The sequence below is a fragment of the Gemmobacter sp. genome, assembly GCF_046292685.1.
In the GTDB taxonomy this organism is placed as follows: Bacteria; Pseudomonadota; Alphaproteobacteria; order Rhodobacterales; family Rhodobacteraceae; genus Wagnerdoeblera.
The window spans coordinates 105,153-124,471 of sequence record NZ_JBKBQM010000001.1 but is presented as its reverse complement, the minus strand read 5'-3'; the positions used below and the strand labels follow the sequence as shown (position 1 = coordinate 124,471).

Here is a 19,319-nt window from a genome sequence, read left to right as displayed (position 1 = left end):
GCGCGATTGATGCCAAAAGGAGACGTCGCATGACCATGGTCCTGCGATCGGGCTCGACCAGCCCCGAAGTGGCCCGGCTGCCGGCGGCCTTGAACGCCGCCCTGACACCCAGCCCCAACCTGCCGCCCAACGGCCGATTCGATGCCCCCACCGATCAGGCGGTGCGCGCGTTTCAGCGCGAGGCCTGGCTGGAAATCGACGGGCTTGCCGGCATCTGCACCCAGAACGCGCTTTATGGGCAAGAGGCCTTTCCGCCCGTGCTGCACAACGTGCCCTGCCTCAGCCAGCCCACGCCCACGACCTGCTGGGCGGCCTCGGCGGCGATGCTGAAGGGCAGCACGGTGGCCGCAATCCGTCTGGCCACGCCCGCCCGGCTGCTCAACCAGGCCGGCGCGCTCATCAACGGGTCCGAGGCAACGGCCAGCGGCGCCGAACAGCGCGAGTTCGGCCGCATCCACGGCCTGCACCTGCACCCGCCGCGGTGCTGGCTGGTCTCGGCGGTCATCGCCCGGGTGACGATGGGGCCGGTGATGATGCAATGCCTGTGGAACACCGGCAGCTACCTGCAAGGGCAGGGGTCCGACGGGCACTGGGTGGTGCTGGTCGGTGTGCGCGGCACCCGCAACGAAACGGGGCGCGAAACCACATTCCGCATCCACGACCCGTTGAACGGGATCTATTCCGCCAACTATGCTGCCATGCTGCGCCGGGTGCCGCTGGCGACCTACGCCTTCTTCACCCGCTGAGCAGGGGGCCTGCGGGGGCCGGTCAGTCATGGCTGACCCCCAGATAGGCGTCGATCACCGCCTGGTTGCTGCGGATTTCGTCGGGCGGGCCGTCGCCGATCTTCTTGCCGTAGTCCATCACCACGACGCGGTCGGACAGGTCCATCACCACGCCCATGTCATGCTCGATCAGCGCGATGGTGGTGCCGAATTCGTCGTTCACATCCAGGATGAAGCGGCACATGTCCTCCTTCTCCTCGACGTTCATGCCGGCCATCGGCTCGTCCAGCAGCAGCAGCATGGGTTCCGCCGCCAGCGCGCGCGCCAGTTCCACCCGCTTTTTCAAGCCATAAGGCAGGCGGCCCACCGGCGTCTTGCGGATGTGCTGGATTTCGAGAAAGTCGATGATCTTCTCGACCTTCTCGCGGTGTTCGTCTTCCTCGCGCTGGGCCTTGCCCCACCAGATCGCCTGATCCAGAAAGCTTGCCCTGGTCATGGTCAGGCGCCCGGTCATGATGTTGTCCAGCACCGTCATGCCTTCGAACAGCGCGATGTTCTGGAACGTGCGCGCGATGCCCTGGCGCGCCACCTCGAAGGGCTTCATCGGCGGGCGCTTCTGGCCGCGGAACCAGACCTCGCCTTCCTGCGGGACGTAGAAGCCGGAAATGACGTTCAGCATCGAGGATTTGCCCGCACCGTTCGGGCCGATGATGGCGCGGATTTCGCCTTCGCGGATGTCGAAGGAAATGTCGGTGATCGCCTTTACCCCGCCGAAGCGCAGCGTGATGTTGCGCATCTCCATCAGCACGGGGCCGATCCTGCGCCCGTCCGGGGTGATCCAGCCTTCGGGGTTCTTCATGTCGATGGGGGCGTTCATGCGGCCTCCTTGCGGGCAGGGCGGGTGCCGACGACCTTGGCATCGCGCAGCTCCAGCGTGGCGCTGATATAGCCCTTGCGCCCGTCCTCGTAGGTGACTTCGGTGCGGGTGCTGACGGTGCGCGACCCGTCGTAAAGTGCCGCGATCAGGTCGGCGTATTTCTCGGCGATGATGTTGCGGCGCACCTTGCGGGTGCGGGTCAGTTCGCCATCGTCGGCATCCAGTTCCTTGTGCAGCACCAGAAAGCGGTGGATCTGGCAGCCCGACAGCATCTTGTCCTGCGCGACGCTCGCGTTCACCTCCTCGACATGGCGCTGGATCATATCCAGCACCCTGGGGTGGCCGGCCAGTTCCTGATAGCTGGAATAGGCGATGTTGTTGCGTTCCGCCCAGTTGCCTACCGCCGTCAGGTCGATGTTGATGAAGGCGGTGCAACGGTCGCGCCCGGCGCCGAACACCACGGCCTCGAGGATGTTGGGGTAGAACTTCAGCTTGTTTTCCACATACTTCGGCGCGAAAAGGCTGCCGTCGGCCATCTTGCCCACGTCCTTCGCCCGGTCGATGATGCGCAGATGCCCGGTGCCTTCCTCGAAGAAACCGGCATCGCCGGTGGCGACCCAGCCTTGCGCATCCTTGGTCGATGCGGTGCTGGACGGGTTCTTGTAATATTCGACAAAGGTGCCGGGGCTGCGATAGAACACCTCGCCCGATTCCGCGATGCGCACCTCGACCCCCGGGCTGGGCACACCCACCGTGTCCGAGCGCACCTGCCCGTCGGGCTGCTGGGTGATGAACACCGTGGCTTCGGTCTGGCCGTAAAGCTGCTTCAGGTTGATGCCCAGCGAGCGGTAGAAATCGAAGATCTCGGGCCCGATCGCCTCGCCGGCGGTATAGCCGACGCGGATGCGGCTGAAGCCCAGCGTGTTCTTCAGCGGCCCATAGACCAGCAGATCGCCCAGGGCGTATTTCAGCCGGTCGAGGCCGGACACCGGCTTGCCGTCCAGAATCGCCGGGCCGACCTTGCGGGCATGGGCCATGAAGGTGTCGAACAGCCATTTCTTGAACCGGCCCGCATCCTCCATGCGGATCATCACCGAGGTCAGTTGCGTTTCGAACACCCTCGGCGGGGCAAAGAAATAGGTCGGCCCGATTTCCCGCAGGTCGGTCATCATGGTGCTGGGGGATTCGGGGCAGTTCACGCAGAACCCGGTCCAGTAGGCCTGCCCGACCGAAAAGATGAAATCGCCCACCCAGGCCATCGGCAGATAGGCCAGGATATCGTCATCGGCGCGCAGCTTGTCGAATTCGCTGGAGTTCTTCGCCGTCTCGATCACGTTGCGGTTCGAAAGCACCACGCCCTTGGGCTTGCCGGTGGTGCCCGAGGTGTAAAGCATCACGCAGGTGTGGTCCCAGCCCAGTTCGGCGATGCGGGCGTCCAGCTCGGCATCCACCCGCTGATGGCCGACGCGGCCTTCGGCGGCCACGTCGTGCAGCCAGTTCAGATGCGCATGGTCGTATTTCCGCATCCCCCGCTTGTCGTGATAAAGGATGTGGGTGATCGCGGGCAGCCGGTCCTGGATTTCCAGCACCTTGTCCACCTGTTCCTGGTCGCCGGCAATCACGAACCGCGCGCCGCAGTGATCCAGCACATAGGCCATCTCCTCGGCCACGGCATCCTGATACAGCGGCACCGGAATGGCCCCGCACATCTGTGCGGCCACCATCGACCAGTAGAGCGCCGGGCGGTTGCGCCCGATGATGGCCACATGGTCGCCCCGGTCGATGCCCAGGATCATCAGGCCGCGGGCGATGTTGCGGATTTCCTCGGCCGTCTGCGCCCAGGTCCAGGTCTGCCAGATGCCGAATTCCTTTTCGCGATAGGCTGGCCGGCCGCCATGCTGGCGGGCGTTGCGCGCCAGCAGCGCAGGAATGGAAGACGGTGCGCCGGACGGCGGGGTTTGCGTGACCACGATGTCTCCTCCCTTCGCCGGTTGTCCGGCGCAAGCCCAAGTCGAGGCGTTGCCCGCCTTCGTTGCTGGTTGCCCCGATGGATCGGGGCGAATGATTGCCTGACTTTTTCGCAATCCTTACGAATTGCAACAGGCGCGGGCAGGGGGTTTTCGGCGCTGCGCCGGCGGTGCTAGGTATTCGGTGGGGCGCTGGCGGTTCGGGTGGGACCGGGGGCGCTGCCCCCGGACCCCCGGGATATTTTCGGACAGAAAATGGGGGCGGTGCGCCTTGGGGAGGGGCCGATGCCACTGAGCGAGGATGCCCATGCCAGCCTGACGCGGGCCGGGTTGAACCTGATCCAGCAGGCGCTGTCGATCTTCGACCGCGACTTGCGGCTTGCGTTGTGCAACCGGCGCTATCAGGACATGTTCGACTTTCCCGACTGGCTGGTCGCGCCCGGTGCCGGCTTCGAGGAGACCATCCGCTATCTCGTGCAGCGCGGCGAATACGGGCCGGTGGCCGATGCCGAGGAGGCGGTGCGCGTGCGGGTGGATACCGCCCGCGCCTTCGTGCCGCATTACATGGAGCGTCAGCGCCCGAACGGGCGGTGGATTTCGGTCGAGGGGGCGCCCTTGCCGCAAGGCGGGTGGGTGACCGTCTATACCGACATCACCGAGGTGAAGGTGCAGGAGGGTCTGTTGCGCGCGCGCTCCGAGGAGCTGTCGGGCGAGGTGCTGGCCAATGCCGAACGCCTGGCCAAGGCGAACCGGGCGCTGGCCGCCACCAACACCGCGCTGGAGGAAGCCAAGCGCGAGTTGACCGAGATGGAGGCGCGCACCCGCCTGACCACCGAGATGATGCCGGCGCATATCGCCCATGTCGGGCGCGACCTGCGCTATACCTATTCCAACCGGCGGCTGACCTCGGTGCTGCCCGGGCGGCCGTCGGACATTCTGGGCCTGACCGGGCGCGAGGCGCTGGGCCCGGCGACCTTTGCCAAGATCGAGCCGAACCTGCGGCTTGCCCTGGCCGGCGAGGCAAGCGTGGTGGAGTTCACCGACGACGACAGCGGCCGGCGCATCCGCGGCGCCTTTACCCCCGACCGGGTGGGGGACGGGCCGATCAATGGCGTCTACATCCTGTCGATGGACGTGACCGAGGAGGCGCAGGCCCGCGCCGCGTTGACCCAGACGCGCAAGCGCGAGCTGGCGGCCCAGCTGACCAGCGGCCTGGCGCATGACTTTGCCAATCTGCTGACCATCATCATGGGGTTGCAGACCCGGCTGCAGCGCATGCCGATGCCGCCCGAGGCCGGCGACCTGGTGGCGGCCACGCTGGCGGCTGCCCGTCGCGGCGGGGTGCTGCTGGACCGGATCGCCTCGATTTCCGGGCGGCGCGACCTGCGGCCGGTGCCGGTGGACCTGACCGCCTTCGGGGCCGAGCTGCGCACCCTGGCCCGTGCCGCGTTGGGCGACCGGGTGGCGCTGGACATCCGCATCGAGGGCTTCGACGGCCCTGTGCTGCTGGACCCGGGCGCCTTGCAGGATGCGCTGGTCAACCTGATCCTGAACGCGCGCGATGCGATCGGCCCGCGCGAAGGCCGGATCAGCGTCACCGCGCGGCCCCTGCGCGACACCTGGGCCGAATTCGCCGTGGAGGACGACGGGCCGGGCTTTACGCCGCAGGCGCTGGAGCGCGGGCTGGACCCGTTCTTTACCACCAAGGGCGGCGAGGGCTCGGGGCTGGGCCTGGCGATGGTTTACGATCAGGTCAAGCTGGCCGGCGGGTCGGTGCGGCTGGCCAACCGCCCGCAAGGGGGGGCCGTGGTCACGCTGCGGCTGCCGCTGCGCCCGGTGACGGTGCCGGTCGCCCCCGGCCTCGTGCTGCTGGTCGAAGACAGCGACGCCATCCGCGAATCGGTGCGCGAGATGTTGCGCGGCCTGGGCCATGCGGTGATCGAGGCCGCCAGCGCCGACGAGGCCGAGCCGCTGGCGGACTTGCCGGGCCTGACGCTGGTGCTGTCGGACATCAACCTCCAGGGCCCGACCACCGGCGTGGCGCTGGCCGAGCGCCTGGCCGGGCAGGGCTGCGCCGTGCCGCTGGCGCTGATGACCTCGCTGCCCCCCGGCGACCCGCGCCGCGCCGCGGCCGAGCGGCGCTTTCCCGTGCTGTCCAAGCCCTTCGACGCACCTGCGCTGGCCGCCTTTCTGGCGCGCCTGCCATTGACCGGAGCCGCCGCATGAGCCAGAGCCACATTGCCATTCTGGATGACGAGCCCGAGATCCGCCGGATGCTGGCCGATGCGCTGGAGGAAGCGGGCTACCGCGTGACCACCTTTGCCCGCGCCACCGAATTCGAGGCGGCGCTGAACCGCGCCACGCCGGATGTCTGCCTGGTCGATCTGGGCCTGCCCGACCGCGACGGTCTGGCCGTGGTGCACCGGCTGGCGCTGGAATCGGGCGCGGCGATCATCATCATCTCGGGCCGCGCGCAGGTGCAGGACCGGGTGACCGGGCTGGAACTGGGGGCCGACGACTATATCATCAAGCCGTTCGAGCCCGCCGAGGTGGTGGCCCGCGTCCGCGCCCGCCTGCGCAAGGGCCGCAGCGATGCCGCGCCCAAGGCGCCGCAGGTCGCCCGGTTCAACGGCTGGCGGGCCGAGTTCGACCGCTATGTCCTGGTGGCCGACGATGGCAGCGAAACGCCGTTCAGCCATGCCGAAGGCGAGGTGCTGCGCATGTTCCTCGACAGCCCCAAGCGGTTGATCTCGCGCGCGCAGATGCAGGAAACCCTGGGCGGGGCGGCGGGCGAAAGCTTCGACCGGGCGATGGACGTGCGCATCTCGCGGCTGCGCACCAAGCTGCGCGAGGATCCGCGCAATCCCCGCCTCATCAAGACGATCTACGGGGCCGGCTACATCTTTCTGGGCGAGGTGACCTGGGGCTGACCGGCGCCGGTGATCCGTCTGTTACGCGGCCGCGTATATTGCCGCGGACGTGTTGCCAAAGGTGCTTTCATCATGCGTGTCCTTCCTGTTCTTGCCGCCGGTGCCCTGGCCCTGATCGCCGAACCCGGGGTCGCCGACACCCAGCGGATCGAATCGCGCGATGCCTTCGTCTCGCTGGTCAAGGACCGGGCGCTGACCCGGTTCGGCATCACCCTGAACGTCGCCCCGGACGGCACCATCCGCGGCCGGGCCTTCGGGCGCCCGGTCACGGGGGCCTGGTCGTGGAAAGGCGGCTATTTCTGCCGCACGCTGATCTTCGGCGACGAGAACCTGGGCGACAACTGCCAGCTGGTCGAAAAGCGCGGGGAATCGCTGCGCTTTACCGCCGATCAGGGCAAGGGCGATTACGCCGACCTGCGCCTGCGATAGGCCGGAAAAAGCCAAAGGCCGCATCCTGGGATGCGGCCTTTGGCATTGCCTGCTACAGGAAGGCTCAGCCCTGACGGGCCTTGTAGCGCTTCTGCGTCTTGTTGATTACGTAGATCCGGCCCTTGCGGCGCACGATCTGGCAATCGCGGTGACGCGTCTTGAGCGAGCGGAGCGAGTTTGCGACCTTCATCGGTGCTCTCCTGACTTCGCGGCGCGGCGTGCGCGCTTCGGGTTGCGTTCTGCCCGTTTCCGGGCGGTGGATGGTGGGCGCGACAGGGATCGAACCTGTGACCCCTACGATGTCAACGTAGTGCTCTACCGCTGAGCTACGCGCCCGTTCCGCTTGCCGTCCTGCCGCCTGCGCATGCAGGAAAACAGGCCGGGGCCGCGGCGGTGCATGGGCGTATAGACAGAGTCGCCGCCGGCTTCAAGGGGGGATCGTGCGCCCCGGCACGAAACCCGGCCGATGAATCCGATGCCAAGGCATCGACAGGACAGGATTTCCACCTATACCATGTCCGGCAAGGAGGACCGATGCCCCGCCCGCCCTACGATCTGTTCCTGCCGCGCCGGCACGATACCGCCACGGTCTTTGCCTCGCCGCATTCGGGGCGGGATTACCCCGACGATTTCGTGGCGCAAAGCCCGCTGGCTGCGCATGTGCTGCGTTCGTCCGAGGATGCGTTTGTCGACCTGCTGTTTGACGCGGCGCCGAAATGCGGCGCGCCCCTGCTGGCCGCGCGCACGCCGCGCGCCTGGGTCGATCTGAACCGCGCGCCCGACGAGCTGGACCCGGCGCTGATCGAGGGCGTGCCGCGCGGGTCGCTCAACCCGCGGGTCGCCTCGGGGCTGGGGGTGATTCCCCGCGTGGTGGCGGGGGGCAAGGTGATTCATCCGCAGCGCCTTTCGCGGGCCGAGGCCGAGGCGCGGCTGGAACACGGCTGGCACCCCTATCATCAGGCGTTGCAGGATCTGCTGCGGCGGTCGCGCCAGACCTTTGGCGCGGTGCTGCTGGTCGATTGCCATTCGATGCCGCACGAGGCGATCGCGGCCCATGCCGGGCCCGGCCGCCGCGTGCCCGAGGTGGTGCTGGGCGACCGGCACGGCGCGGCCTGCGCGCCCGAGGTGATGGCCGGGGTCGAGGCCGCCTTTCTGCGCGCAGGTTTCGTGGTGGCGCGCAACAGCCCCTTTGCCGGGGCCTACATCACCCAGGCCTACGGGCGCCCGCCCATCGACCAGCATGTCGTGCAGGTCGAGATCGACCGCAGCCTTTACATGGACGAAGCCGTCGTGCGCCCTGCGCCGGGCTTCGAACTGCTGCGCCGACGCCTGTCGGCCGTGGTGGCCGATCTGGCCGAGCTCGGGCGCCGAATCGGGCGTCCGGCGCTGGCTGCGGAATAGGGCGCGGGCTGGTCACACAGGCCCGGGCGGTGTATCGCTGCGCCAGCGGCACCGGCCGGGGGTTTCGCACCCCCGGACCCCCGCGGGATATTTCTGCAAGGTGAATGGGCGGAGGGCGCGGTGTCGGGCGAAGGCAAGGGCAGGTCGCACGGGCGGTTTTCGGTGCAGGTTTCGGCGCGGCCGCGCGACCTGATGGAGGAACCCCGCGTGGTCAAGGGCGCCTGGCGCGCCCGCGTCGTCACCCTGTTCCCCGAGGCGTTCCCCGGCACGCTGGGCCTGTCGCTGACCGGCAAGGCGCTGGACCAGGGGCTATGGGCGCTGGACGCCATTCCCTTGCGCGACTTCGGCATCGGGCGGCACCGCAATGTCGACGATACGCCGGCCGGCGGCGGCGCCGGCATGGTGTTGCGCGCCGATGTGGTGGCGGCGGCGCTGGAGGTGGCCTGCCACGGCGCGCCGCCCGACCGGGCGCGCTGGCCGGTGGTCTACCTCAGCCCGCGCGGCGCGCGGTTCGACCAGGCCACCGCGCGGGCCTGGGCCGCGGCCGACGGCGTGACGCTGGTCTGCGGCCGCTTCGAAGGCGTCGACCAGCGCGTGCTGGACCGCTTTGCCATCCAGGAAGTCAGCCTTGGCGATTTCGTGATGACCGGGGGCGAGATCGCGGCCCAGGCGATGATCGACGCCACCGTGCGCCTGCTGCCCGGCGTGCTGGGCAATGCCGCCTCGACCGAGGAGGAAAGCTTTTCCGGCGGCTTGCTGGAGCATCCGCACTACACCCGCCCGCCGGTCTGGGAAGGGCGCGAGATTCCGCCCGTGCTCTTGTCGGGCAACCATGCCGAGGTGGCGCGCTGGCGCCAGGCCGAGGCCGAACGCATCACCGCCGAACGCCGCCCCGACCTGTGGGCGGCATGGCAGGCGCGCCCGCGCAAGCCTTGACCCCGCGGCCCGCTGCCCCTATACCACGGCGGTTCGCAGGCGGGATTCGCCTGGCGGACCTTGCCTTGTTGACCTTGGCCTTGCCTGCTTCGGCAAGGTGCCGGTCGGCGGCAAGCCGGATAAGGCACGAACGACCTTCTGCGGGCGCCACGGGCGGACCCGGTCGAAGACAGAAGCTCTCGGGCGGCATCACATCCGCGGATCAACCGCGCGTCAGGAAAGGAACCGCGATGAACCTCATCGCCCAGCTGGAAGCCGAGCAGATCGCTGCGCTTGGCAAGACCATCCCCGACTTCAAGGCCGGCGACACCGTGCGCGTCGGCTACAAGGTGAAGGAAGGCAACCGCACCCGCGTGCAGGCCTATGAAGGCGTCTGCATCAGCCGCAACGGCGGCGGCATCGGTGCCAGCTTCACCGTGCGCAAGATTTCCTTCGGCGAGGGCGTGGAGCGCGTGTTCCCGCTGTATTCCACCAACATCGACAGCATCGAGGTCGTGCGCCGTGGCCGCGTGCGCCGCGCCAAGCTGTATTACCTCCGGTCGCGCCGCGGCAAGTCGGCCCGGATCGCGGAAATCTCGAACACCAAATCCAAAGGCGAGTGAGGAGCGGTCCGATGAAAAGCGGCATTCACCCCGACTATCACATGATCACCGTCAAGATGACCGACGGCACAACCTATCAGACCCGCTCGACCTGGGGCAAGGAAGGCGACGTTCTGGCGCTGGATATCGACCCGCTGGCGCATCCGGCCTGGACCGGCGGTTCGACCAAGCTGATGGACACCGGCGGTCGCGTCTCGAAGTTCAAGAACAAATACGCCGGCCTCGGCTTCTGAGCCAGCGCCAGGGCGGAACGGAAGAAAGGCCCCGGAGACATCCGGGGCCTTTTGCATGCGCCTTCCCACTTCCCCTTGCGCCTCACCGCGCCTATGAAGGCGCAAATGTCGTGAAAGTGACAGGCAATGGCGCATATCATCGTTGTCGGCAATGAAAAGGGCGGTTCGGGCAAATCGACCACCTGCATGCACGTCGCAACGGCGCTGGCCCGCGGTGGCCTTCGGGTCGGGGCGCTGGACCTGGACCTGCGGCAACGCACCTTCGGGCGCTATGTCGAAAACCGGGTGGCCTTTGCCCGCAAGTCGGGGCTTTCCTTGCCCACGCCCGACCTGCGCGACCTGCCCGAACCCGACCCGGCCAGCCTGAAACCCGGCGAGAACACCTTTGACCACCGGCTGTCCGAAGCGGTGGCGGCGCTCGATGCCGTGTCGGACTTCATCGTCATCGATTGCCCCGGCAGCCATACCCGGCTCAGCCAGCTGGCGCACAGCCTGGCCGATACGCTCATCACGCCGATGAACGACAGCTTTGTCGATTTCGACCTGCTGGCGCGGATCGACCCCGACACGGGCAAGATCCTCGGCCCCTCGATCTATGCCGAAATGGTCTGGCAGGCGCGGCAGCTGCGGGCGCAGGCGGGTTTGCGCCCGATCGACTGGATCGTGCTGCGCAACCGCCTGGGCGCGCAGCAGATGCACAACAAGAAAAAGGTGGGAAAGGCGCTGGAAGACCTGTCGAAACGCATCGGCTTTCGCGTGGTGCCCGGGTTTTCCGAACGCGTCATCTTCCGCGAACTGTTCCCGCGCGGGCTGACCCTGCTGGACCTGCGCGATGTCGGGGTCGACAGCCTGAACATTTCCAACGTCGCCGCCCGGCAGGAATTGCGCGACCTGATGCGCGCCGTGGCCTTGCCGGGGGTCGAGCCGAACTTCTGATTGCCAAGGGGCCGCGCGGATTTACCCGCGCGGCCCCCTGCCGGATTACAGGAAGATGAAGTCGGCGCCGGTAAAGGCCGAGTTCACCACCTGGAAATCGGCCACGCCGAAGGTTCCGGTCAGGTCGATGCGGAAGTCGTAGCCCGCCGTGCCATCCAGCCCGACGAACAGCGATGTGACGCCGTTGGCCGACTGGATCTGCGCCTGCCCGCCCACCAGTTGCGACCCGTTGCCCGCAGAGAAGCTGTTGATGTTGATGGCGTTCAACCGGATCCGGTCGCCCGATTCGCCATCGGCGATCAGGTCCACGCCGACCCCGCCCGACCAGGTGTCGAACCAGAACTGGTCGGCCCCGGCCCCGCCGAACAGCACGTCGTTGCCGTCGCCGCCGTTCAGGATGTCGCGTCCGGCCCCGCCGCGCAGCGTGTCGGCCCCGCCGTGGCCGAACATGTTGTCGGCAAAGGCCGATCCGGTCAGGTCGAACCGTTCGACGTTGATGTACTGCATGTCATAGCCCAGCAGGCCGCGCAGCGCATACCAGCCACCGCCGACATACATCGACTTCACGCCGCTGGCCGATTGCGAGGCATCGGCGATCAGCAGGTCGTCATTCGCGCCGCCGTCCACACGGTGTTGCTGGCCGCGGCCCAGGTTCACCACGTCGTTGCCGCTGCCGGTGGCAATGCTGTGGTTGCCGGTGCTGAGCGACAGGTCGATGGTATCGTTGCCGGCGCCGGTGGTCAGTCGGACGTTTTCGATGCTGTTGACCTGGGTGGCGTTGTTGGTCAGCGTGCCGTTGCCGTTCGCGTCCAGCGTCAGTTTGTGCGACAGGGTCGAGGCGCCCAGGTCCATGATCCAGGTATCCGAACCGTCGCCGCCAAAGATGCGGTCGTTGCCGCCGGTTCCACCGTTCAGGATGTCGTCGCCGGCGCCGCCGCTCAGCGTATCTGCAAGGCCGCCGCCGTCCAGGGCATCGGCGCCGCTGCCGCCGGTCACGTTGAACCGCTCGACGTCGATGTGGTCCGTGGCCATGGTGCCGTCGACATCGCCATAGCGATACCAGCCGCCCGAGGTATACCAGCGCGACACTTGCGACGTGGCCGAGGAATAGTCGAGGATCAGCAGGTCGGTCCCGGCGCCGCCATGCACCACGTCGAACCCGAGGCCCACCGCGATCTGGTCGTTGCCGCCGCCGCCATAGACGGTATCGTCCATCGCGTAACCGGCGGTGCTGAAGTTGTCGTTCCCGGCCCCAAGGCCCACGTTCACCGATTCGATGTTGGTCACGCCAAAGCCCAGGCCCGTCATCTGCGCCGTGGTCTGGCTGGCTGCGGCGTTGAACACCAGGTTCTGGGTAAAGGCGCTCAGGTCTGCCACCCAGCGGTCGTTGCCCGTGCCGCCATCGATGATCGCGGTGCCTTGCGCGCTGTTCAGCACGTCGTCGCCCGCGCCGCCGCGCAGCACATCGTGCAGGCCGCCGCCGTCCAGCAGGTCATCGGCGCTGCCGCCCGTCACGTCGAACCGCTCGACGGCGATGTGGTCGACATAGTGCCGGTCGGCGCCCACGGCATAGCGATACCAGCCGCCCGAGGTATAGCGGTTGGTCACCGCTTCGGTCTGGGCGGAATAGTCGATGATGAGCAGGTCGGTGCCGTCGCCGCCATGAAACAGATCGCGCCCGGTGCCCAGGTTGACCGAATCGTCGCCGGCGCCGCCATAGACCGCATCGTTCAGGTTGTAGCCTGCGGTGCTGATGCTGTCGTTGCCCGCGCCCAGCGACAGCTCCACCTGCTCGATGTTGCGCAGGTCGAAGTTGCGGCCGGTCATCTGGCTGGTGGTCTGGCTGTCCGCCGCGTTGAAGTTGAAGTTGAAGGTCAGCGCGGTCAGGTTGGCATTCCACAGGTCGTCGCCCGCCCCGCCGTCGATGGTGGCGCGGCCCTGGTCGCTGGCCAGCGTGTCGTTGCCGGCGCCGCCGATCAGCGTGTCCACATCGGCGCCGCCACCCAGCCAGTCGTTGCCGGCACCACCTGTCAATCGGTAGCGTTCGAAGTTGATGTAGTCGACGCGGTTCCCGGCCTTGTCGGCATAGCGGTACCAGCCGCCCGAGGTGTAGCGATGCGTGATATGCGCGCTCGGGTCGGTCTGCGCGCTCCAGTCCATCACCAGCGTGTCGGTGCCGTTGCCACCGTTCACGTTGTCCTTGCCCTGGCCGGTCGAGATCGTGTCGTTGCCGTCGTTGCCGAAGATATAGTCGTTATAGGCGCCGGCATGGGCGACCAGGTTGTCGTTGCCCAGACCCGCGGTCATGTGCAGCGCCTCGATGCCCGAGATCGTGCCGACGTTGGTGGTCTGGCTGTTCAGGTTCACGTTGGTTGCCAGCGTGCGTGCCGACTGGTCGGCCTGCCAGGTATCCACCCCGTCGCCGCCGTGAATGGTATCGCGCCCGGCGCCGCCGTTCAGCCAGTCATTGCCGCCGTTGCCCGACAGCATGTCGTTGCCCGCCGCGCCCCAGAGCGAATCGCTGGCGCTGCCGCCGGTCAGCCAGAACTGTTCGACATTGATGAAATCCACCGAAAGGCGCCCGGCGCCATCGGCCAGCCGATACCAGCCGCCCGAGGTGTAGACCTGCGTCACCCGGGTGGTTGCCGCGCTGAAATCCGCCTCCAGCCGGTCGAAGCCGTTGCCGCCGTTGAAGGTGGACCGGCCCGCATTGACGATGAACACGTCGTCGCCGTCGCCGGAACTGAACCAGTGGTTGCCCGATTGTGCGCGGGTATCCAGCAGGTCGGCGCCCACCCCGGTGGTCAGGGTAACCGACTCGATCCGCCGGATCTGCGCGCCGGTGGCGGCGATGCTGGCCCAGGTGTTGCCGATGGTCAGCACCAGCGACACATCCAGGTTCAGGCTGCCGTAGTCGCCGATCCAGCGGTCGTGGCCCAGGCCGCCGTCGATCGAATCCGCGCCGAGGCCGCTGGTGATGACGTCATTACCTGCCCCGCCCGACAGGCTGTCATTCAGGCCGCCGCCTTGCAGCACGTCGTCGCCCGACCCGAACCACAACTCGTAGCGCTCGAAGTTGATGTGGTCGATCCGGCTGTCGAAATCGTCGGTAAAGGTGTACCAGCCGCCACCGACATAGCGATAGTCGATGTTGGTGGTCAGCGTGCGGTAATCCACGCGCAGCGTGTCGGTCCCGCCTCCGCCGTTGGCCGAATGCTGACCCGGCGGGGTGACGATGACAAGATCGTTGCCCGCGGTTGTCGGCAAGCCCGTGATTCCCATGATGACCTCCTGGGGTTGATGTCGGGCCGACACTGAACCGCCGCATTTCGACCGTATTTGATCTGGCGCAAACTCCACATTCCGGTTGCTGCAGTTCAAGACATTCGGTCGGCGCCGGCGCCAAGGAAAAAGGCCCCCGGACCTGCGTCCGGGGGCCTTTTCAACCGTGGGTCGAGGCGCTTACACCAGCGACCGTTCCACCGTCTCGCGCTCGAAGATCTCGATCACGTCGCCCGGGCGGATATCCTCGTAACGCTCGAAGGCCATGCCGCATTCCTGGCCCGACTGCACTTCCTTGACCTCGTCCTTGAAGCGCTTGAGCGTTTTCAGCGTGCCTTCGTGGATCACCACGTTGTCGCGCAGCAGGCGCACCCCGGCAGACCGGCGGGCGATGCCTTCGGTCACCAGACAGCCCGCGACGTTGCCGACGCCGGTGATCTTGAACACCTCGAGGATCTTGGCATAGCCGATGAAGTTCTCGCGCACTTCGGCCTTCAAGAGGCCCGAGGCCGCCTTGCGGATGTCGTCGATCAGGTCGTAGATGATCGAATAATACCGGATCTCGACGCCCTTCTGCTGCGCCGCCTGCCGCGCCGTGGCATTGGCGCGCACGTTGAACCCGATCACCGATGCCCCGCTGGCCTCGGCCAGGCCGACATCCGAATCGGTGATCGCGCCGACGCCATAGTGCAGCACGCGCACGCGCACCTCGTCGTTGCCCACCTTTTCCAGCGCCTGCACGATGGCCTCGGCCGAGCCCTGCACGTCGGCCTTGACCAGCACCGGCAGTTCCGCAACCGACTGGTCGGCCTTGGCCTTGGCCATCAGCTGTTCCAGCGTGGTGGCGGCGCCGGCGGCGGCGCGCTTGTCCTTGGCGACCTGTTCGCGGTAGGCGGCGATCTCGCGCGCCTGGGCTTCGGTTTCCACCACGTTCAGCACGTCGCCCGCTTCGGGCGTGCCGTTCAGGCCCAGCACCTCGACCGGAACCGAGGGCCCGGCTTCGGCGATTGTCTCGCCCTTGTCGTTGATCAGCGCGCGGACCTTGCCCCACTTTTCGCCGACGACAAAGATGTCGCCCTTGCGCAGCGTGCCGCGCTGCACCAGCACCGTGGCCACCGGGCCGCGGCCCACATCCAGCTTGGCCTCGATCACCGCGCCCATCGCCGCGCGGTTGGGGTTGGCCTTGAGTTCCAGGATTTCCGCCTGCAGCGCAATGGCTTCCAGCAGGTTGTCCAGGCCCTGGCCGGTCTTGGCCGAAACCTCGACATCCTGCACGTCGCCGGACATTTCCTCGACCACGACGTCGTATTGCAGCAGGTCGGTGCGCACCTTCTGCGGGTTCGCATCGTATTTGTCGATCTTGTTGATCGCCACGATCATCGGCACCTTGGCCGCCTTGGCGTGGTTGATCGCCTCGACCGTCTGCGGCATCACGGCGTCATCGGCCGCCACCACCAGCACCACGATATCGGTCACCTGTGCGCCGCGGGCGCGCATGCTGGTAAAGGCCGCGTGGCCGGGCGTATCGAGGAACGTCACCAGCGACCCGTTGGGCGTGGTCACCTGATAGGCGCCGATGTGCTGGGTGATCCCGCCGGCTTCGCCGGCCACCACGTTCGCCTTGCGGATCGCGTCCAGCAGGCTGGTCTTGCCGTGGTCGACGTGGCCCATGATGGTCACGATCGGGGGGCGCGGGCGCAGGTCTTCTTCGCGGTCCACGACCGTGTCGATGGCCTGTTCCACGTCGGCATCGGTCACGCGCACGGCGCGGTGGCCGAATTCCTCGATCACCAGTTCGGCGGTGTCGGCGTCGATGGTCTGGTTCATGCTGACCATCATGCCCATCTTCATCAGGCACTTGACCACATCGGCCGCGCGTTCGGCCATGCGGTTCGCCAGTTCCTGCACCACGATGGTTTCGGGCAGCTGCACGTCGCGCACCTGCTTTTCGGGCTTGTGGCCAAAGCCCATCGCCTTCTGGCGCGCCTTTTCCTGCTTGCGCTTCATCGCGGCCAGCGACCGGGTGCGGCCGCCTTCGCCATCCAGCGCGGCGGTCAGCGTCAGCTTGCCGGCGCGGCGGCTGTCGTCGCCGCCCTTGGCCTTGGCGGCACGCTCGCGGTCCTCGCGTTCGCGTTCGCGGTCGGTCTTGCGCGGGGTGGGCGCGGTCTTGGTGCGTTCGTCGGCAGGGCCGACCGGCGCCGCGGCGCCGGGTGCGCCGGCGCCGGCGGCGACCCTGGCCGGCGCATTCGCGGCGCGGCGGGCAATCTCGGCCTCGCGGCGGGCCTTGGCCTCGGCCTCGGCCTTCAGCCGCTCCTCCTCCTCGGCCTTGCGGCGGGCGGCTTCCTCGGCGGCGCGTTCCTCGCGTTCGCGCGCCTCGATTTCCTCGCGCTTGCGCTGGCGTTCTTCCTCGCGCGCCTTTTCTTCGGCGGCGCGGGCGGCGGCCTCCTCGGCCTCGCGCGACTTGGCTGCGCGCAGCGCCGCCAGGCGGCGCTCCATCTCGGCATCCGAGATCCCGGCCGGACGCTTGGCGGGGTCGCCCAGCGGCTGCGGCGATGCCCCGCCGGCGGCACCGGCGACGCCCGGCTTCTGCGGCACCACCACGCGCTTGCGCTTGACCTCTACGGCGACGCTCTTCGTGCGCCCGTGGCTGAAGCTCTGCTTCACCTGGCCAGGTCCACGCGTCCCGCCACCCAGCCCGAGGGGTTTCTTGCCGTCAGTATCGCTCATGCGTCTTTCGTATCCTTCAAGGCGGTCCTGCCGCCAACATGCTTGCCAGCTGCGCGGCGCAGCCCGGCCAGCCTTGCCGCTTCCTCTACAACACGTCCCGTGAGTCCACCAGCGCCAAGCGCGGCGTGTATGGCACGTTCACGGGCAAAAGCCAAACCCAATTCCTGCGCCGTCAGGCAGGTCACCAGGCTCTCGGGTCCGTCGGGCGGGCGCAACCGCGCCCTTTCGCGCTCCGACCCGTCTTCGGCCTGGATCAGCACCCGGGCCTTGTCCTTTTCCAGCCAGTCCTTGACCTTTTCCAGCCCGGCCACGGCCAGCCCGGCCTTGCGCGCCAGGGCGATCAGGTCCACCACGCGCCGCGCCAGCCCGGCCTCGACCATCGCGGCCAGGTCGGGCGGCACCGCCACCTGCTGCCGCGCAGCGCGCGAAAACAGGTTTTTCGACACCGCCTTGTCCAGCGCGGCCCGGTCAGAGGCCACATAAACGCCGCGACCCGGCAGCTTGCCCATCAGGTCGGGCACGACCATGCCGTCGGGGCTGATCGCAAAGCGGATCAACCCCGGTTTCGGCCGGCTTTCCCCGGTCGCAATGCACTTGCGTTCGGGGTCGTCCTGGTCGGTCTGCCTGCCGCCGCGCGTCAAGGGAATTGCCCGAGGCCCGAAATCAGGCCTCGTCCTCCTCGTCGTCGGCCGATTCGGCCTCGGGTTCATTCTCGGTCGGATCGACCCAGCCCAGCATGACGCGGGCGGTCATCACCAGGTTCTGCGCTTCTTCCAGCGACATGTCGAACTTTTCCAGGATGCCGTCGTCCTTCTTGCGCTGGCCGTTTTCGGTGGTCCAGCCGCCGGCAAGCTCCCAGTCGGCGCAGGTGGCAAAGTCTTCCAGCGTCTTGATGCCTTCCTTGCCCAGGGCCTCCAGCATCTGCGGCGTCAGCCCCTCGAAGTTGATGAGGCTTTCCTCCACCCCCAGCTTGCGCGCGGCTTCCAGCGCCTTGCGGGCCTGTTCTTCCAGATGGTCGCGGGCGCGGGCCTGCAGTTCCTCGGCGGTCGATTCGTCGAACCCGTCGATCGACAGCAGCTCGTCCATGTCGACGTAGGCCACTTCCTCGAGGTTGGCGAACCCTTCGGCCACCAGCAGCTGCGCCATCATCTCGTCCACGTCCAGCGTGTCCATGAACAGCTTGGTGCGTTCGGCGAATTCGGCCTGGCGGCGGGCCGATTCGTCGGCCTCGGTCAGGATGTCGATGTCAAGGCCGGTCAGCTGGCTGGCCAGGCGCACGTTCTGCCCGCGCCGCCCGATGGCCAGCGAAAGCTGTTCGTCCGGCACCACGACCTCGATCTTGCTGGCGTCCTCGTCGAACACCACCTTGCTCACCTCGGCCGGTTGCAGCGCGTTGACAAGGAAGGTCGCCACATCGGCGTTCCACGGGATGATGTCGATCTTTTCGCCTTGCAGCTCGTTCACCACCGCCTGCACGCGGCTGCCGCGCATGCCCACGCAGGCGCCCACCGGGTCGATCGAATTGTCGTAGCTGATGACGGCGATCTTGGCGCGGCTGCCCGGGTCGCGGGCGCAGGCCTTGATCTCGATGATGCCGTCGTAGATTTCGGGCACTTCCATCTTGAACAGCGCCATCATGAATTCGGGCGAGGTGCGGCTGAGGAACACCTGCGGGCCGCGGGCCTCGCGGCGCACATCCTTGACATAGGCGCGGATACGGTCGCCGATGCGATAGCTTTCGCGGCCGATCTTGTCGTTGCGGCGCAGGATGCCTTCGCCCCGGCCGATATCGACGATGATGTTGCCGTATTCCTCGCGCTTGACGGTGCCGTTGATGATGGTGCCGACGCGGTCCTTGAATTCCTCGTATTGCCGGTCGCGCTCGGCCTCGCGCACCTTCTGCAGGATCACCTGTTTGGCGCTTTGCGCGGCGATGCGGCCCAGGTCCACCGGCGGCACTTCGTCGACGATCTCGTCGCCGACCTTGGGGTCGCGCAGATAGTTCTTCGCCTGCTTGACGGTCAGCTGCGCGTGGTGGTTTTCCAGCGCCTCGTCCTCGACCACGGTGCGCACGCGGGCAAAGGTGGCCCGGCCGGTCTTGCGGTCGATCTTGACGCGGATGTCCATGTCGGCGCCGTAGCGCGACTTGGCGGCCCGTGCCAGGCTGTCTTCCATGGCCTGGATCACCAGTTCGGGGTCGATCATCTTTTCCCGCGCCACCGCATCGGCGGTTTGCAGCAGTTCAAGCTGGTTGGCAGAGGTGATTGCCATCGC

At 67.5% G+C, this 19,319-nt stretch carries 16 protein-coding genes and 1 tRNA gene; 9 read left to right on the top strand and 8 right to left on the bottom strand.

Going from position 1 to position 19,319, the window contains the following annotated elements; genetic code table 11:
- Nucleotides 1–29 precede the first annotated feature (29 nt).
- Nucleotides 30–746, top strand: a complete 717-nt coding sequence (locus tag ACK4S2_RS00570) for a papain-like cysteine protease family protein (RefSeq protein WP_409619247.1) — start codon at nucleotides 30–32, stop codon at nucleotides 744–746.
- A 22-nt stretch (nucleotides 747–768) separates the two neighbouring features.
- Here ACK4S2_RS00570 and ACK4S2_RS00565 read toward each other — a convergent pair whose 3' ends face one another.
- Both ACK4S2_RS00565 and ACK4S2_RS00560 read right to left on the bottom strand, forming a co-directional pair.
- Nucleotides 769–1,602, bottom strand: coding sequence for an ABC transporter ATP-binding protein (locus ACK4S2_RS00565; protein ID WP_409619245.1), 834 nt, complete (start codon nucleotides 1,600–1,602; stop codon nucleotides 769–771).
- Complete coding sequence (locus tag ACK4S2_RS00560) at nucleotides 1,599–3,572, bottom strand: long-chain fatty acid--CoA ligase (protein WP_409619243.1); 1,974 nt, start codon at nucleotides 3,570–3,572, stop codon at nucleotides 1,599–1,601. The genes ACK4S2_RS00565 and ACK4S2_RS00560 overlap by 4 nt, the downstream gene beginning before the upstream one ends.
- Before the next feature lie 282 nt (nucleotides 3,573–3,854).
- Between ACK4S2_RS00560 and ACK4S2_RS00555 the strand changes: the two genes are divergently transcribed.
- From ACK4S2_RS00555 to ACK4S2_RS00545, 3 genes are all read left to right on the top strand, one after another.
- The gene (locus ACK4S2_RS00555; protein WP_409619240.1) at nucleotides 3,855–5,795 is read left to right on the top strand and encodes a PAS-domain containing protein; all 1,941 of its coding nucleotides are present in this window, start codon (nucleotides 3,855–3,857) and stop codon (nucleotides 5,793–5,795) included.
- A complete protein-coding gene (locus ACK4S2_RS00550) occupies nucleotides 5,792–6,499 on the top strand; it encodes a response regulator transcription factor (protein WP_409619237.1) in 708 nt (235 codons plus the stop codon). The genes ACK4S2_RS00555 and ACK4S2_RS00550 overlap by 4 nt, the downstream gene beginning before the upstream one ends.
- Before the next feature lie 72 nt (nucleotides 6,500–6,571).
- A complete protein-coding gene (locus tag ACK4S2_RS00545; protein WP_409619234.1) occupies nucleotides 6,572–6,928 on the top strand; it encodes a dihydrodipicolinate reductase in 357 nt (118 codons plus the stop codon).
- A 64-nt stretch (nucleotides 6,929–6,992) separates the two neighbouring features.
- Here the strand turns inward: ACK4S2_RS00545 and ykgO are convergent, their stop codons facing one another.
- Together ykgO and ACK4S2_RS00535 are read right to left on the bottom strand one after the other, a co-directional pair.
- Nucleotides 6,993–7,118 (bottom strand): type B 50S ribosomal protein L36, encoded by a 126-nt coding sequence (gene ykgO, locus ACK4S2_RS00540; RefSeq protein ID WP_409619231.1) that lies wholly within the window; start codon nucleotides 7,116–7,118, stop codon nucleotides 6,993–6,995.
- 71 nt (nucleotides 7,119–7,189) lie between these two features.
- Nucleotides 7,190–7,264 (bottom strand) — tRNA-Val (locus ACK4S2_RS00535).
- 198 nt (nucleotides 7,265–7,462) lie between these two features.
- Between ACK4S2_RS00535 and ACK4S2_RS00530 the strand changes: the two genes are divergently transcribed.
- The 5 genes from ACK4S2_RS00530 to ACK4S2_RS00510 all read left to right on the top strand — a co-directional run bounded on the left by ACK4S2_RS00530 (nucleotide 7,463) and on the right by ACK4S2_RS00510 (nucleotide 11,036).
- Nucleotides 7,463–8,329 carry an N-formylglutamate amidohydrolase gene (locus tag ACK4S2_RS00530; protein WP_409619228.1) on the top strand — a complete coding sequence of 289 codons (867 nt, stop codon included), beginning with the start codon at nucleotides 7,463–7,465 and terminating at the stop codon, nucleotides 8,327–8,329.
- Between the two features lie 192 nt (nucleotides 8,330–8,521).
- The gene (gene trmD, locus ACK4S2_RS00525; RefSeq protein ID WP_409619306.1) at nucleotides 8,522–9,265 is read left to right on the top strand and encodes a tRNA (guanosine(37)-N1)-methyltransferase TrmD; all 744 of its coding nucleotides are present in this window, start codon (nucleotides 8,522–8,524) and stop codon (nucleotides 9,263–9,265) included.
- A 230-nt stretch (nucleotides 9,266–9,495) separates the two neighbouring features.
- Nucleotides 9,496–9,867 (top strand): 50S ribosomal protein L19, encoded by a 372-nt coding sequence (gene rplS / locus ACK4S2_RS00520; RefSeq protein WP_409619225.1) that lies wholly within the window; start codon nucleotides 9,496–9,498, stop codon nucleotides 9,865–9,867.
- Between the two features lie 11 nt (nucleotides 9,868–9,878).
- A complete protein-coding gene (rpmE, locus tag ACK4S2_RS00515; protein WP_409619222.1) occupies nucleotides 9,879–10,100 on the top strand; it encodes a 50S ribosomal protein L31 in 222 nt (73 codons plus the stop codon).
- Between the two features lie 126 nt (nucleotides 10,101–10,226).
- Nucleotides 10,227–11,036 carry a division plane positioning ATPase MipZ gene (locus ACK4S2_RS00510; protein WP_409619220.1) on the top strand — a complete coding sequence of 270 codons (810 nt, stop codon included), beginning with the start codon at nucleotides 10,227–10,229 and terminating at the stop codon, nucleotides 11,034–11,036.
- 45 nt (nucleotides 11,037–11,081) lie between these two features.
- Here ACK4S2_RS00510 and ACK4S2_RS00505 read toward each other — a convergent pair whose 3' ends face one another.
- The 4 genes from ACK4S2_RS00505 to nusA form a co-directional block, all read right to left on the bottom strand.
- Nucleotides 11,082–14,318 carry a beta strand repeat-containing protein gene (locus ACK4S2_RS00505; protein ID WP_409619217.1) on the bottom strand — a complete coding sequence of 1,079 codons (3,237 nt, stop codon included), beginning with the start codon at nucleotides 14,316–14,318 and terminating at the stop codon, nucleotides 11,082–11,084.
- A 180-nt stretch (nucleotides 14,319–14,498) separates the two neighbouring features.
- Nucleotides 14,499–17,045, bottom strand: coding sequence for a translation initiation factor IF-2 (gene infB, locus ACK4S2_RS00500; protein ID WP_409619215.1), 2,547 nt, complete (start codon nucleotides 17,043–17,045; stop codon nucleotides 14,499–14,501).
- Nucleotides 17,042–17,686, bottom strand: coding sequence for an RNA-binding protein (locus tag ACK4S2_RS00495; protein WP_409619212.1), 645 nt, complete (start codon nucleotides 17,684–17,686; stop codon nucleotides 17,042–17,044). The genes infB and ACK4S2_RS00495 overlap by 4 nt, the downstream gene beginning before the upstream one ends.
- 22 nt (nucleotides 17,687–17,708) lie before the next feature.
- Nucleotides 17,709–19,316 carry a transcription termination factor NusA gene (gene nusA / locus ACK4S2_RS00490; RefSeq protein ID WP_409619209.1) on the bottom strand — a complete coding sequence of 536 codons (1,608 nt, stop codon included), beginning with the start codon at nucleotides 19,314–19,316 and terminating at the stop codon, nucleotides 17,709–17,711.
- Between the last annotated feature and the right edge of the window lie 3 nt (nucleotides 19,317–19,319).

What these genes read in the sequence shown, in the direction of transcription:
- ACK4S2_RS00570 (WP_409619247.1), top strand. Translation starts at nt 30, where the DNA reads ATGACCATGGTCCTGCGATCGGGCTCGACCAGCCCCGAAGTGGCCCGG.
- ACK4S2_RS00565 (WP_409619245.1), bottom strand. Translation starts at nt 1,602, where the DNA reads ATGAACGCCCCCATCGACATGAAGAACCCCGAAGGCTGGATCACCCCG.
- ACK4S2_RS00555 (WP_409619240.1), top strand. Translation starts at nt 3,855, where the DNA reads ATGCCACTGAGCGAGGATGCCCATGCCAGCCTGACGCGGGCCGGGTTG.
- ACK4S2_RS00550 (WP_409619237.1), top strand. Translation starts at nt 5,792, where the DNA reads ATGAGCCAGAGCCACATTGCCATTCTGGATGACGAGCCCGAGATCCGC.
- ACK4S2_RS00545 (WP_409619234.1), top strand. Translation starts at nt 6,572, where the DNA reads ATGCGTGTCCTTCCTGTTCTTGCCGCCGGTGCCCTGGCCCTGATCGCC.
- ykgO (WP_409619231.1), bottom strand. Translation starts at nt 7,118, where the DNA reads ATGAAGGTCGCAAACTCGCTCCGCTCGCTCAAGACGCGTCACCGCGAT.
- ACK4S2_RS00530 (WP_409619228.1), top strand. Translation starts at nt 7,463, where the DNA reads ATGCCCCGCCCGCCCTACGATCTGTTCCTGCCGCGCCGGCACGATACC.
- trmD (WP_409619306.1), top strand. Translation starts at nt 8,522, where the DNA reads ATGGAGGAACCCCGCGTGGTCAAGGGCGCCTGGCGCGCCCGCGTCGTC.
- rplS (WP_409619225.1), top strand. Translation starts at nt 9,496, where the DNA reads ATGAACCTCATCGCCCAGCTGGAAGCCGAGCAGATCGCTGCGCTTGGC.
- rpmE (WP_409619222.1), top strand. Translation starts at nt 9,879, where the DNA reads ATGAAAAGCGGCATTCACCCCGACTATCACATGATCACCGTCAAGATG.
- ACK4S2_RS00510 (WP_409619220.1), top strand. Translation starts at nt 10,227, where the DNA reads ATGGCGCATATCATCGTTGTCGGCAATGAAAAGGGCGGTTCGGGCAAA.
- ACK4S2_RS00505 (WP_409619217.1), bottom strand. Translation starts at nt 14,318, where the DNA reads ATGGGAATCACGGGCTTGCCGACAACCGCGGGCAACGATCTTGTCATC.
- infB (WP_409619215.1), bottom strand. Translation starts at nt 17,045, where the DNA reads ATGAGCGATACTGACGGCAAGAAACCCCTCGGGCTGGGTGGCGGGACG.
- nusA (WP_409619209.1), bottom strand. Translation starts at nt 19,316, where the DNA reads ATGGCAATCACCTCTGCCAACCAGCTTGAACTGCTGCAAACCGCCGAT.